The sequence below is a fragment of the Nocardia jiangxiensis NBRC 101359 genome (assembly GCF_000308615.1).
GTDB classification, from domain to species: Bacteria; Actinomycetota; Actinomycetes; order Mycobacteriales; family Mycobacteriaceae; genus Nocardia; species Nocardia jiangxiensis.
Genome location: NZ_BAGB01000168.1, coordinates 86,980 through 99,842, shown reverse-complemented (window position 1 = coordinate 99,842; position 12,863 = coordinate 86,980). Strand labels below are relative to the sequence as shown.

At 65.5% G+C, this 12,863-nt stretch carries 12 protein-coding genes and 1 pseudogene; 4 read left to right on the top strand and 9 right to left on the bottom strand.

Annotated features, from left to right (window positions below; genetic code table 11):
* Positions 1–22 precede the first annotated feature (22 nt).
* The 7 genes and pseudogenes from ON40_RS42010 to ON40_RS41985 all read right to left on the bottom strand — a co-directional run bounded on the left by ON40_RS42010 (position 23) and on the right by ON40_RS41985 (position 6,218).
* On the bottom strand, positions 23–1,735 hold the full coding sequence (locus tag ON40_RS42010) for an AMP-binding protein (protein ID WP_040831249.1): 1,713 nt from the start codon (positions 1,733–1,735) through the stop codon (positions 23–25).
* Positions 1,736–1,855: 120 nt separating this feature from the next.
* Complete coding sequence (locus tag ON40_RS55660) at positions 1,856–2,419, bottom strand: phenylacetaldoxime dehydratase family protein (protein WP_281033116.1); 564 nt, start codon at positions 2,417–2,419, stop codon at positions 1,856–1,858.
* Between the two features lie 22 nt (positions 2,420–2,441).
* Positions 2,442–2,792, bottom strand: a pseudogene (locus tag ON40_RS55655) (phenylacetaldoxime dehydratase family protein); the annotation flags it as partial.
* Between the two features lie 153 nt (positions 2,793–2,945).
* Positions 2,946–3,284, bottom strand: coding sequence for a nitrile hydratase accessory protein (locus ON40_RS42000; protein ID WP_245568230.1), 339 nt, complete (start codon positions 3,282–3,284; stop codon positions 2,946–2,948).
* 86 nt (positions 3,285–3,370) lie between these two features.
* A complete protein-coding gene (nthA, locus tag ON40_RS41995; protein ID WP_040831246.1) occupies positions 3,371–3,973 on the bottom strand; it encodes a nitrile hydratase subunit alpha in 603 nt (200 codons plus the stop codon).
* Positions 3,970–4,686, bottom strand: coding sequence for a nitrile hydratase subunit beta (nthB, locus tag ON40_RS41990; RefSeq protein WP_040831244.1), 717 nt, complete (start codon positions 4,684–4,686; stop codon positions 3,970–3,972). The genes nthA and nthB overlap by 4 nt, the downstream gene beginning before the upstream one ends.
* Positions 4,683–6,218 (bottom strand): amidase, encoded by a 1,536-nt coding sequence (locus ON40_RS41985; protein ID WP_040831243.1) that lies wholly within the window; start codon positions 6,216–6,218, stop codon positions 4,683–4,685. Before ON40_RS41985 ends, nthB begins: the two co-directional genes overlap by 4 nt.
* Before the next feature lie 229 nt (positions 6,219–6,447).
* Here ON40_RS41985 and ON40_RS41980 point away from each other — a divergent pair, with 229 nt between their 5' ends.
* Both ON40_RS41980 and ON40_RS41975 read left to right on the top strand, forming a co-directional pair.
* Positions 6,448–6,837, top strand: a complete 390-nt coding sequence (locus tag ON40_RS41980) for an ArsR/SmtB family transcription factor (protein ID WP_051194440.1) — start codon at positions 6,448–6,450, stop codon at positions 6,835–6,837.
* Between the two features lie 47 nt (positions 6,838–6,884).
* Positions 6,885–8,294 carry a substrate-binding protein gene (locus ON40_RS41975; protein WP_040831242.1) on the top strand — a complete coding sequence of 470 codons (1,410 nt, stop codon included), beginning with the start codon at positions 6,885–6,887 and terminating at the stop codon, positions 8,292–8,294.
* A 200-nt stretch (positions 8,295–8,494) separates the two neighbouring features.
* On the opposite strand, the gene ON40_RS41970 is transcribed toward ON40_RS41975, so the two are convergent.
* Positions 8,495–9,436 carry a helix-turn-helix domain-containing protein gene (locus ON40_RS41970; RefSeq protein WP_040831241.1) on the bottom strand — a complete coding sequence of 314 codons (942 nt, stop codon included), beginning with the start codon at positions 9,434–9,436 and terminating at the stop codon, positions 8,495–8,497.
* Between the two features lie 164 nt (positions 9,437–9,600).
* Here ON40_RS41970 and pdxR point away from each other — a divergent pair, with 164 nt between their 5' ends.
* Together pdxR and ON40_RS50870 are read left to right on the top strand one after the other, a co-directional pair.
* Positions 9,601–11,103, top strand: a complete 1,503-nt coding sequence (gene pdxR / locus ON40_RS41965; protein WP_245568229.1) for a MocR-like pyridoxine biosynthesis transcription factor PdxR — start codon at positions 9,601–9,603, stop codon at positions 11,101–11,103.
* Positions 11,104–11,115: 12 nt separating this feature from the next.
* Positions 11,116–11,343 (top strand): ferredoxin, encoded by a 228-nt coding sequence (locus ON40_RS50870; protein ID WP_083896347.1) that lies wholly within the window; start codon positions 11,116–11,118, stop codon positions 11,341–11,343.
* A gap of 316 nt (positions 11,344–11,659) precedes the next feature.
* Here the strand turns inward: ON40_RS50870 and ON40_RS41960 are convergent, their stop codons facing one another.
* Positions 11,660–12,145: a group I truncated hemoglobin gene (locus ON40_RS41960; protein WP_040831238.1), complete on the bottom strand. Its 486-nt coding sequence runs from the start codon at positions 12,143–12,145 to the stop codon at positions 11,660–11,662.
* Positions 12,146–12,863: the final 718 nt, after the last annotated feature.

Genomic DNA, 12,863 nt, shown 5'->3' with positions numbered 1-12,863 from the left:
AAGGATTGTTTCGGTCATGGGGTCAGCGCTCGATGAAGTCGTCGTCACGAAATTCCCCGGCCGGTCGGTGCCCGGCGAACTCGTCCTCGCGCCGACGTAACTCGACGCGCCGGATTTTGCCGGAAATGGTCTTCGGTAGCTCGAAGAATTCGAGGCGGCGCACGCGTAGGTACGGTGCGAGGTGCTCGCGGGCGTACAGCAGGATCGCTCGCGCGGTATCGGGGTCGGGTTCGTACCCGTCGACGAGGGCGATGTAGGCCTTGGGCACCGCGAGTCGGACGGGGTCGGGCGCCGGGACGACGGCGGCCTCGGCGACCGCGGGGTGCTCGATCAGCACCGACTCGAGTTCGAATGGGCTGACCTTGTAGTCCGAGGCTTTGAAGACGTCGTCGGTGCGGCCGATGTAGGTGATGTAGCCGGCATCGTCGCGGGCAGCGACATCACCGGTGTGGTAGACGCCATCTGCCATGGCGGCGGCGTTGCGGTCGGGGTCGCCCTGGTAGCCGGTCATCAGGCTCAGCGGAGCTGCCTGTAGGTCGATACAGATTTCGCCCTCGCCCGGGCCGTGAACGGTTGCTCCGTCCGGGTCGATGAGTACTACCGGCACTCCGGGCAGCGGGCGTCCCATGGACCCGGGCTTGACGGGTTGTCCCGGTGTGTTCGCGATGCCGGCGGTCATTTCGGTTTGCCCGAACCCATCGCGGATGGTCAGGCCCCAGCGCTGCTGGACCTGATTGATCACTTCGGGGTTGAGTGGTTCGCCGGCGGCGATCGCCTCGCGCAAGGCGCCCGGACCGGCGCCGAGGTCGGCGTTGATCAGCATTCGCCACACTGTGGGAGGTGCGCAGAAGGTGGTCACACTTTCGGTGCGGATCTGTTCGAGCAGTGCGCGGGCATCGAACCGGGTGTAGTTGTAGACGAACACCGTCGCTTCGGCCAGCCAGGGTGCGAAGAAGTTCGACCAGGCATGCTTCGCCCATCCGGGACTCGAGATGTTCAGGTGCACATCACCCGGTCGCAGTCCCAGCCAGTACATCGTCGAAAGATGTCCGACGGGGTAGGACAGGTGCGTGTGCTCGACGAGTTTCGGTCGGCTCGTGGTGCCGGAGGTGAAATAGAGCAGCAGCCGATCGGAACTCGAGTTTGCCGGATGGGGGGTCGCGATGCGGGCTGCCGTGGGTGAGATGTCGTACGCGGCAACATAGTCGAGCCAGCCCTGAGGTGTCGCGGCATTGCCCACTGCGAAGCGCAGGTAGCCGCCCGGGACACCGTCGAGCTTGGGCGCATCGGTGGCGTTGCAGATCACCGCCTTGGCCGAGCCTCGCTCGAGCCGGTCGATCAACTCTGCGGTTCCGACCGCTGTGGTGGTGGGCATCAGTACCGCACCGAGCCGGATGAGCGCGAGCATGCTCTCCCACAGCTCGACCTGGTTACCGAGCATGACCACGACGCTGTCGCCACGCCCGATTCCGTGCGCGGCCAGGTGGGCGGCGACCTGCTCGGAGCGAGTCACCATCTCATCGAAGGTGTGGCAGCTGCGGCCTCCGTCTTCTTCGACGATGACCAGCGCGGGCCGGTTGTTGCCGCGGGCGAACGAGTCGAACCAGTCGTGCGCGAAGTTGAACGTTGCCCCGACTTCGGGCCACGCGAACGTAGCCAGCGCCTCTTCGTACGACGTGCGCGTGGACTGCAGGTGGTCGCGCGCGGCCCGCAAGGCCGCTGTGGGGGCACTCATCGTGAGCTTTCTCCGAAAGGTCGAAATGGGTTGGTGTCATTGGTTTCTGCCGGGCCGAGAGGCTGAAGGGAATCTCGACCCGGCAGGTCTTCAGCAGCGCGTCCGCTCGCGCAGTTCGGATCAGACCGGTGAGGAAACTCGCGCGTCGCGCATCATCCCGGTGTGCTGGTGGCAGTTGATGTACTCGAAGATCTGGTGCTTGCTGTCGGACACGGAGACCTCGTGATAGAGCCGCAGCTTCTCGAGCCCGGTGACGACGCGGAAGAAGGTGACGAAGATCCGCAGGTGGGTCGGGTGCGATTCGGCCCATCGTTCGAGCAGGTCGAGCGAGCGCCAGTGCCCGATGTCGTAACTCTCGTCGAGTTCGTTGCCGTCCAGGTCGATGCTGCGGACGAAACGATTGCTGTAGCAACCGACGGACTCGCCGTTGTCACGCAGGAAGTCCATACCTGCTTGCAGAGTCGGCAGGATCTCCTCGAAGTACAGTGCGCGCTCGGTGGCCTCGGCTGCGCGCCAGTCCTGACCGGATCGGATCAGCGCGATGTTGTCGTGGCCACGGATGATCACGCGACCGCCCTGGGCCGGATCGCCCGAGACGACGGTCAGTTCGTCGGCGGGTTTGAGCCAGTCGGTTTGCGACAGGGGGGATGCGGTCGCGCATGGACCCCCAGTAGCCGTGTTCACTGATCTCGCCGCTGCTTTCCCGCATGATGCCGCCCACACCGGGAAAGTCTTCGGTGAATGCGTACAGCGTCTCGAGCTGCTCGGCCCTCGGGGCGAGGATTTCCCGGAAGTAGCCGAGGCCCTCGGTGAGGCGATCCTCGGATTCCCACCAGCCGGTGACCGCGTCCGAGCGCAGCCAGCGGCAGAACGCGGCCGCGTCGGCCCAGTAGGCGACCACCATGAGGTTGTGGTGGTCCTGGTTGTCGATGTGGTGGGTCAGGTCGTGCTGGATCGGGCCGTCCGGGCTCTCGAAACTGCCCACGATGTCACGCAGAGCCGCGAGTGCGGCAGGACGTTGCGACTGCTGGGCGTGTTGGACGCCGAGATAGGCCATGACGACCTGCTCCAGAGATTCGTCGGCGCGGGCCACGAACATCGGGAACGGTGGCTCGTAGTCGTCCGGGACGCGGCGGGACAGAGTGCGCGGGCACTGTAGGTGGGTATCGATGGCAGATTCCATAGGGTTCCTTCTCAGCGTGATCCGGGTTCAGGCGCGGGCCCGATCGATCGCGATCGGCTCGGTGTGCGCCTGGTGGTGGTTGCGATTCGGCGGGAGGGCGAGCACGTCCCGGGTCTGCCGGTCCACCGCCTCTCCGCTCAGCACGCCGTGGTCGGTCAGGACAGCCTCGAGCGCCGCGACCCAGTGCTGGTAGTAGGACCACGGTGTATCGTCGACGCTCTCCCACTGCTGAATGGACGCGATGAGCGCGGCCTGGAATCGGGACCAGTCGAACCCCAGGTGGTTGTGTGCCGTGACCGCCATCGCGAATGCCCGGATCTCCCAGGGGTGTTCGAATCCCAGCTGAGCGGGATCAGCCCCAGGCATGCCACAGACCAATTCCTCGACCTCACGACGGGCCCGAGCGAGGTCTGACGGGCTGGTATAGGGGGCTGGGAGCACGATCGAGCCGGTCATGACGCGACGCTCCCGACCGTCCCGACGCCGATCATCGAGTCGCGGGTGATCAGTCCGACGAGTTGCTCCTGCGACCAACCCTCGGTACCGGCCGGACGCTGCGGGAGCACCCAGTACCGCATTTCGCTGCTGGAGTCCCATACGCGGACCTCGACGGTCTCGGGCACGGTGAAGCCGAAGGCCTCGCGCAGAACCCTGCGCGGTTCCCGGGTGATGGCGGCGCGATATTGCGGGTCCTTGTACCAGTTCGGTGGGAGGCCGAGCACGGGCCACGGGTAGCAAGAGCACAGTGTGCACACGATGATGTTGTGCACGGTGTCGGTGTTCTCCACGACCACCATGTCCTCGCCCTGCAAACCGCTGATTCCCAGCTCTTTGCAGGCCGCGCTCGCATTTTCGACCAGGCGAGCCTTGAATTCCGGGTCGCTCCAGGCCTTGGCGACAACCTTTGCGCCGAGCTGCGGCCCGACTTCATGCTCGTAGATTTCCACCATGCGGTCGATGGCCTGGGTGGTCATGACGCCCTGCTCGATGAGCATGGACTCCAGGGCCTTGACTCTGGCGGCGATTTCTTCCTGGGTGCGGATTTTCGCGCTCACGCGGGGGCTCCTTCGGTGGTGGCGGTGGGGGTGACGAGCTCGATGTAGGGGTCCCAGACGTCGAAATAGACGGATTGGTTGGGTTCGGCGTAGTCCGCACCCCACAGTTCGGTGCTGGTGAAACGGACGGTGTAGACGTGTTCGGGGTTCTCGCCCAGGCCGTTGCCGGCCGTGTCGGGATAGATGAAAGTGCCGTGGGCCAGCACGATTTCCCCGACCGCGCCCCGGATGTACCGCGCGCGGCGGGTATGGCCCTTCGGGGCCGAGCGGTCAACGCGCACGATGTCCCCGACGCCGAAGCGGGCCGCCTTGCTGGACTCTCGTTCGGCGGTGGCGCCGGCCGGGACGACGGCCTCAACGAAGGCGAGCAGTTCGGGGTCGGTCTCGTGCTGCGGCAGCGGGGCCTCGGGGTTGGCCAGGTAGAACTCGGTGCGCCGGTCGAGTTCGGCCATGTCGAGTTTGCCCAGCTTCGCACCGTAGTGCTCGACCGTGTGGACCCAATGCTCGTAATACGGTGATCTGAGGTAGACGGCCGGGTCGATCAGTTCGATGCCGTGGCGGAATTCGTCGATACCGAAGAAGCCTGCCCGGAAGCACATGGCGAACATCGGGAATACCGCCTTCTCCCACTCGGCGCGGAAGACCGGCTCCTGGTCCGGGACGATGACCGGGCCGACACCATCGGTACCGGCGAGATCGAACACTCCGTTCATGCGGTGAGCTCCTTGTTGTAGTCGGGTGCGGTGAGCGTTCCGAGCGTCTGCTCGAAAACATGGGCGGCGCGCAATACCGCCGCGTCGTCGAACCTCTTGCCGATGACCATCAGCCCGACGGGCAGGCCCATGGTGAGGCCGGCCGGGATCGTGCAGGCAGGGTGGCCGGTGACATCGAAGGGCGATGTATTGGACAGCATCTCCAGGGCGCGGCCCAGGATCTCCTCGACCGGAGCGTCCGCAGGTGGGATCTTGCTGGCAGTGATCGGCAGTGTGGGCATCACCAGGACGTCGTAGGAGTCCAGCACGTTGTCGTACGCGGCAGCCAGAACGCCCTCCAGATTGCGCGCCTTGGCATAACCGGCGCCGAACCCCTCACGCAGAGCATAGGTTCCGCCGATGGCGACCAGCTTCACGGTTTCGGGGAACGCCGAGGGGTCGCGCCGCCACTGCCGCCCGTAGAACGCCATCTGCTGCGGATCGTAAGCGCCCTTCCAATTCAGGCCGTACGCGTTGCCGTGCACCATTTGCCAGGTCGCGCCCTCCACCGAGATGACGTCCCACAGCGCGGCACCGTGCTTGTGCCACGGGACGGAGACTTCCTCGGCGTGGTGTCCCGCAGCGGTCAGCTTCTCGATCGCTTGGCGCACAACGGAGTTCACGCCCGCATCCGAGTTGGACTGCTCGAACCCCTCGGAGACCACAGCAATCCGCAGACCGCGATCGACCTGCTCGAGTGCGGCGATGTAGTCCGTGCCGGCGATGCCGGCGGGCTGGCGAGGGTCCTTACCATCCGCGCCCGCGATCACCGTCAGCATCGCCGCGGCATCGGCGACGGTCGATGCGATCGGTCCGAGGTGATCCAGCGACTGTTCGATGGGAAACGCTCCCGTATACGGCACCAAGCCGAAGGTGGGCTTGAACCCGACGACGCCACAGAACGAGGCCGGGATTCGAATGGATCCCCCTTGGTCACCACCGATCGCGAAGTCGACAGAACCCGAGGCGACGAGGGCGGCGCTGCCGCTCGAGGATCCGCCCGTCGTGCGCTCGCGATCCCACGGATTCCGGACCGGACCCGTCTTGGAGGTGTGGGAGGCACCGGAAAAGCAGAGGTCTTCACAGACCGCCTTGCCCGCAATGGTCGCTCCCGCGTCCAGGAGGCGAGCCACAACTGTGGCATCCGCGCTGGGAACGAAGCCGCGGACGGTCTCCGAACCGTTCATCATCGGAATGCCGGCGACCGCGACATTGTCCTTGATCGCGACGCGGCGGCCCGAGAGCGGCCCGTCGACACCGGCGGACAGATCGGTGGTCACGTACCAAGCACCGAGCGGATTGTCCGACGGCTCGGACCACCGCCGCACGGGCGCTGTCGGAGCCGCGTCACGCGCATACAGCTCGTCGACCACCTTCCAGGAGCCGAGCAGTCCCGATGCCGCCGAGTGGTACGCGTCCAGGTCTTCCGCGGGAATGCCGAGCCGCAACTCGTCGGCGATGTCCTCGACGGCCCGCCGCGAGGGTTGCACCATGTCAATCCTCCAATATGTCATTCAGTGTTGGCGTATTGAAGGATGGACCGGTGGCGCGGATCACGTCAAGAGGTGAGCCGAAATCGACTCGGACGCGTAACGGTGCGCAATATCGGCGAAACACGGAGCGACACCTCATGGACGACCACTTCCAGAGCCCGCATGCGGCAAGCCAGCGTGTTAACATGTCAAGAATCGGTGACACATTCGGCGACGTGGAGGGCAGGGAATGAGCAGAAGCGCCGCCCAGTCGGCATTCGAAGCGCTCTCGGATCCCACCCGTCGGCGAATCCTGCATCTGCTGTCCGAGTGCGAGGAAACCACTGCCGGCGCCCTCGCCGATGCGATCGCCGAGGTCGGGCGCACCGCGGTCTCCAGTCATCTCCGGGTGTTGCGTAACGCGGATCTCGTCATCGAGCGGCGCGAAGGGCGATTCCGGTACTATTCGCTGCACCCGGACGGCCCGATGCAGGATGCGCTCGGTTTCCTCCAGTCGATCCTCGCTCAGGGGCTGGTTCGCAGTGACGCAGGCGAGCCGGATCGTGATCGCGTCACCGAGGTACCAACTCCGGGACGGGCGGACGAAGCCCCCCGTGATCGATCGCACCGCGCCTCGTAAACCTCACCACCCGCGACGTCGCGTAAATCCGTCGGAAGTACTACGCAATGCAGACTGTGGTTCTCATAGCAGGCGAGCACTACCCCATCCCCGCCGAGGAACTCTTCGCCTCCTTCGGTTGCGGCACCACCGGTGGCTGGCTACTGGGAGCCACCTGCGATGCCGTACGCCCGGGTGCCACGGTCTCCGCAAGCATCCCACTCGGATCCGACAGCGCCGATGTGGTGCTGCTCGGGCGAATCAGCAGCTGCGTGCCCGGCTCCAAGATCACCATCACCCACGACCAGCCGTGGCGAGGCCGTATCCATCTGCGCTTCACCAACGAACCAGGCGGTTCCCGGCTACGCGTCAGCGCAGAGCTGGACGACGCCGGATTGGCCTGGTGGATGGAGCAACGCGGCTGGAACACCACCGCGGTCGCGGACCCCGGGACTCACCGGGTCGGACTGCTGACCAGCAAGACCGGCCCGGGCGCCATCTTCGCCGTCACCTGCGAATACCTCGCTCGCCTGGCCGTCGAACAAATCAACGCCGACGGCGGAATCACCGGTTGTCGCGTCGAATTGGTCATCCACGACGATGCCACCGACAGTGGGCGCGCCGCGCTCGAAGCCCGGCGAATGGTCCAATCCGGCTGCCGCGCAATCATTGCCAGCGTCACGAGCGCCAGCTTCGAGGCCGTCCGACGCACGGTCGCCACGGCCGGTCTTCCGCTGATCCACCCCGTACTCAACGAAGGCGGGCGCGGCGAGCCCAACGTCTTCCGCTGGGGCGAGCGCCCATTCGCCCAGATGCGCGCCGCCGCACCATCGCTGACACGCGAAGGCACGGGACCGAATTGGTTCCACATCGGAAACGACTACTCCTGGTCGCACGGCGCGCACCGAGCAGCCACCCAGGTGATCGAGGAGGATGGCGGCAGCCTCCTGCGGTACGCCTTCACCCCGCTCGGCACAACCGACTTCGCACCACTCATCGACAAGATCCGGGCCAGCGACGCCAGCCGGGTCCTGTCCTCCCTGGTCGGCGCGGACGAGGTGTCCTTCGAACGCCAACTGTGGCAATCAGGACTGCGTGAACGTTGCTCGGTTCTGTCTCTCGTCCTGGAAGATTCCACCCGCGAACGCATAGGCGCACCGGCCGCCAACGGCATCTGGACCGCATTCGGCTACTTCAACACCCTCGATTCACAGTCCAACCACGACCTCACCCGCCGGTATCGAGATACCTACGGCCGCTGGGCACCGCCGATATCGTCGTTCTCCGAAGCCGTCTACGAAGCGATCCTCCTATACGCCTCGGCCGCACGTGCCGAGGACGACATCCTTCGCAGCCTCCGGCGAGTCACCGCAGACCTCCCACGCGGTCACGTATCAGTGAACGGTCCCCAAGTCATGCGTCAGCGAATCCACGTGGGCCAGGCAGCCGGAGACGGCTATCACCTCGCAGAGCAGTGATTGGCTCATCGACCGGACTTGCCGACAGACAGAGTCCTTCCGCTACGGCCCAGTGAATGAACCACCAAAGACGGTGAGACTCTCCAAATTCCCGAAAGTCGTGGCCGGATTCGAATATCTGCCATGACGGGGCGAGTGGGCCCGGCTTCGAGATTCGGGTGCAACTCAACCGATCCGGCCTTCGCGACCGGGTTCGGTGCTCAGATGAACCGAACAGAAGCACCTCGCCGCAGCTCGCGCGGCGACGCACCGAACCGGCTGCGGACCATCCGGCTGAAGCTCGCAGGATCGACAATGCCGCAGGCGGCCCCGATCTTGGCGACCGAGTCGCGCCGGTGAGCCGGGGAGGTGAGGAGCTCCACCGCCGTGCGCAGTCGCTGTTCGCGGATGAACGCTGCCACGGTCTGTGGTTCGGTATCGAAGAGTCGATGCAGGTAACTCGGAGAAATCCCGCAGGCAGCGGCGACCGCCCGGGGAGAAAGGTCCGGATCGGCCAGACGTTGCTGGATGTAGGCGCGCGCCATCACGCGGAACATGGATGCATCGATGGACGGCTCGTCGACGGCGATCAGGGGCCGGACGGTGGCCAGCAGCGAATCCTGGATCGCGCTCGCTTGACTCGGCCCCAGTGCCTCACGACCGGGCACTGCGAAGGAGCTGATCAGTCGTCGAGCGACGCGGCCGACACCGGTGCGGGCCGACCGTGGCCTGATGGTGCAGCCGCGGAGGGTGGCCTCCGGAAGATCCAGCCGGTTCTTCGGCAGCAGCGCGATCGTGTAGTCGAAGTTCTCGCGCGTGCGGAAGTCGAAGGGGCGGCTGCTGTCGTAGAAGGCGAAGCTGCCGGCGTGCAGCGCCGCGCTCCGACCGTCCTGCTCGACCACCGTGCTCCCGTGGGTGACGAAGACGATGTTGAGCTGTTCGGGATCGCCGCCTCGCCGGATGTCCTGCTCCCGGCGCTGGAATCGGTGTTCGGTGCCGGCGATGCGACGCACGTGGGTATCGGCGAACTCGACGGCCTGGATGCGCCCCTGCAGGTTGCGGCTCGCGGGCGTGACGAGCAGCGGCACGAAGTGATCACACACGCTCTCGTGCCAGTAGTCGTATCGCTCGTTGGCCGGGACGACACGCGTGTCAACGTCCATATAAAGAGTCAACCATGTGACCTCCGTCGCGGTGTTTCTTCGAGGTTGCCTTTCTTGTCATTGCGTCTACAGACATTGACGCATCGCGCCGGCTCCCTGACAGTCGGAAGCGTCAGTTCTCGATGGGAAAGGCCAGGAAGATCACTGAGGTTCAGGACCGGAGCGTGTTCAAGCCGGAGTACGTCCGGCTTTACGAGCAGCTGTGCTCGGCCATTCTCAACGGCCAACTGTCGCCGGGCTGCAGGCTGCCGTCGAGTCGACAGTTGGCCGAGGACCGGGGCGTATCGCGCAACACCGCCCTGGCCGCCTACGACCAGCTGATCGCTGAGGGATACGTCGAGACAAGGCAGGGATCGGGAACCTACGTCGCCCGGTCCATCCCGGACCACATCACCAGGCCCCGCAGGATCGCCCCCACCCTCTGGCCGACCCACGCCGAACTCTCCCGGCTCTCCGCACCCCCACCCCGAGCCGCCCCGGTCCCGACCGGCCTTTCGGAGAGGGGACGGCTCCTGACCAACCTGCCGCGGATGCCGATCGCCGAGCTGCCGGTCGAGGTCGCCGGGGGAACCGCCTTTCGGGTCCGATTGCCGGCCTTGGATGAGTTCCCCGTCGTCGGATGGACCGACATCCATGCCGCCGCTGCGCGGTACCCGACGGTCCGGATGATGCGCTACCACGATCCGCTGGGCGATCGCCGTTTGCGTGAGGAGATCGCCGCACATTTGGCCATCGGCCGAGGGATCGACTGTTCACCGGATCAGGTGATGGTCGTGAGCGGCTCCCAGCACGGCGTCGACTTGGCTGCACGCGTCCTGCTCGACCCGGGCGATGCGGTGTGGTTGGAGGACCCCGGCGACCTCGGCGCCCGTGCCGCTCTCGCAGCAGCCGGCGCCGAGATCATCCCCGTTCCGGTGGACGCCGACGGGATCGACGTGGCGAGCGGAGTGGCACGCAGGCCGAGCGCGCGGATGGCGTTCGTGACGCCGTCCCACCAGTTCCCGATGGGTGTCACCATGTCGCTGGAGCGTCGGCTGGCGCTGCACGAGTGGGCGGCGCGGACCGGAGCCTGGATCGTCGAGGACGATCAGGACTGCGAGTTCCGCTACGAGGGCCGCCCGTTGGCCGCGTTGAAGTCCGTCGACGAGAACCATCGCGTCATCTACGTGGGGACGTTCAGCAGGACGATGTTTCCCGGCCTACGGCTCGGCTACCTCGTGCTGCCGCCGGAGTTGATGAACGCGTTCGTCGCAGTGCGGCTCAGTACGGACGTCCACCGCAGCACTGTGGATCAGGTCGCCATGGCCGAGTTCATGGCGCGCAGGGGTTTCGCCCGTCACCTACGGCGATTGCGCAAGGTCCACGGCGAGCGGAGAGGACTCCTGCTCTCCGAGCTCGCACGGCTTCTCCCGGAGCTCACCGTCCTGCCCTCGCACGGCGGGCTTCATCTGGTGGCCCGGCTCCCGAATGACCATGACGACGTTGCGGCATCACACGCGGCTGCGGCACGCGGCATCCACGCCTGGGCACTGTCGACCCATGCGATCGAGAACCGGCAGGCTCCCGCGTTGCTGTTGGGCTACGCCGGCGTCAGACCGTCCCACATGGCCGGAGCAGTGGGCGTACTCGCGGAAGTTCTGCGGGGTCCGAAGAAGAGAGATGACTGAAGAAGGACAGACATGACTGAAACCGAATCTGCCCAGGATTCCCCCAAGTGGCGTGTGGAGGTGTCGAAGGCTTGCATCTCGTCAGGGATCTGTCTGAGGGTGGCGCCCGGCCACTTCGAATTCGTCGGCGTCCGCGCGCGTCCGACGGCCGGCCTGGTCCACGACGCCGAGCACGCCGAGCTCCTCACGGACGCCGCAGATGACTGCCCGGTCGGAGCGATCTCAGTGAAGGAGGAATAGGCCCGACAGCGAACGGCCCGGCAGCCCACAGCGTTTGCGGGCTGCCGGACCCAGCTAGCGAGGCAGCCCTCGAGGATCCGCCAGGTTATTGTCGCCCGTCGTTGACGGAGACGACCTCGCCCGGCCGGATCTCCGCCACGGCTCCGTCGAGGTACCCGACCTCGACGGAGCCAAGGATCAGATAGAGCGTCTGACCACTCTCGAACGTGTAGGAGAAGGTCTCGGCTTCGACCGCCCGAAGGCTACGACGAGTGGGCTCCCATCGGACCCCGACTGAACGAACCGAGATCCCCGCCGGCGACGTCGGTCATCAGGCTCACCCGGCTGCGCCGGCGCTCTTGGGAGCCGGCCAGTGGACCCCGACGCTCTCCATGCCCGCCATCACATCCATCTCGGGGTTGGCCTTCAGAACGTCCTTGAACGAGGGGCTCCCGACGACCACCGACTTGAACGAGCGGAGGAACTCGTCGATCTCCTTCGCCTCCCGCGCAGGGAGGTTGAACTCGGTATAGGCCGGCGTCACGATCTCGTCGAAGAGCGCATCCCAGTACTCCTCAGTGATGCCCATGCCACGGTGCGCTGTGGCCATATCCGGTCCGGTGTATGTATGCGGGCCACCCCAGTGCTCACCGAGGAACTCCACGAAGCCTGCGATCTCCTCCTGCACCTCGGCCTGCGTTTTGTGGTTCCAAATGTGGCCGATCGTCGGATTCAGCATGGCCCGCTGCACCAAGGTCCGTGCCAGGAACTTGACGGTGTCCAGGCCGCCCAGCCGGTAGTAGAGGCTCGTCTCGTCTGTCATCTGCCTACCTTCACTATCAAGAGTGGATGTGTGGTGATGACGCTATTGCCCCGCCCAGCGAGCCGTAAGTTCCACTTGGCGTGCGAGTGAAGGTGCCAGTCCGCAACGGACCACGATCAACCGCGTGCCCGCGTATCAGGTTTTAGAAGTCCAGGTCGACAGATACGTGTAGGAGTCGGACCGGAGCGCGGTATCGATGTTGCCATCGGTCCGGCCCGCCCTCTGAACCTGCCGTGCGCCTCCCCTGCGCGACAGGCTCTCCGCGGGTTATGCCATTGTGACAGTGACTGTTTCCGGTTCGCGCCAACGCCAGGGTGTTGCGATGTTGTAGCTGCAGAAGCGGTAGCGGGTGACTTTTACTTCCCCAGGGCCGGAACATCGCGGTTCGTCCGTCGCGGATCTGCCAGCCGGGCAGGAACCGAGGGTCTGGACTCAACCACGCACCCCGCCCCGCAGACAGTCGATCGGAATGCAGGCCCACAGCTTCAAAACCCAACCATCGGGCGGTGGTGACCTGTCGTGGATACTGGCAACGCAATACTCGTGGCTGCTGCTCTACACCACCGGAGCCGTCTGGTACGCCAGTGATCGAGATGACCCAGTAGCGAACAACCACAGGGAAGTCACCGTACGCCAATGGGTCCCAGCCGACGCCGTCAGACTACCCACCGCCGAAGAACTCGAACATTGGCGATCACGATCCACAGGGTAATGCCCC

Bases quoted from the DNA above. Each gene is read 5' to 3' on its own strand.
- ON40_RS41980 (WP_051194440.1), top strand. From the start codon at position 6,448: ATGAGCAGAAGCGCCGCCCAGTCGGCATTCGAAGCGCTCTCGGATCCC.
- ON40_RS41985 (WP_040831243.1), bottom strand. From the start codon at position 6,218: ATGGTGCAACCCTCGCGGCGGGCCGTCGAGGACATCGCCGACGAGTTG.
- ON40_RS41960 (WP_040831238.1), bottom strand. From the start codon at position 12,145: ATGACAGACGAGACGAGCCTCTACTACCGGCTGGGCGGCCTGGACACC.
- nthB (WP_040831244.1), bottom strand. From the start codon at position 4,686: ATGAACGGAGTGTTCGATCTCGCCGGTACCGATGGTGTCGGCCCGGTC.
- ON40_RS41975 (WP_040831242.1), top strand. From the start codon at position 6,885: ATGCAGACTGTGGTTCTCATAGCAGGCGAGCACTACCCCATCCCCGCC.
- ON40_RS50870 (WP_083896347.1), top strand. From the start codon at position 11,116: ATGACTGAAACCGAATCTGCCCAGGATTCCCCCAAGTGGCGTGTGGAG.
- ON40_RS42000 (WP_245568230.1), bottom strand. From the start codon at position 3,284: ATGCCTGGGGCTGATCCCGCTCAGCTGGGATTCGAACACCCCTGGGAG.
- ON40_RS41970 (WP_040831241.1), bottom strand. From the start codon at position 9,436: ATGGACGTTGACACGCGTGTCGTCCCGGCCAACGAGCGATACGACTAC.
- ON40_RS42010 (WP_040831249.1), bottom strand. From the start codon at position 1,735: ATGAGTGCCCCCACAGCGGCCTTGCGGGCCGCGCGCGACCACCTGCAG.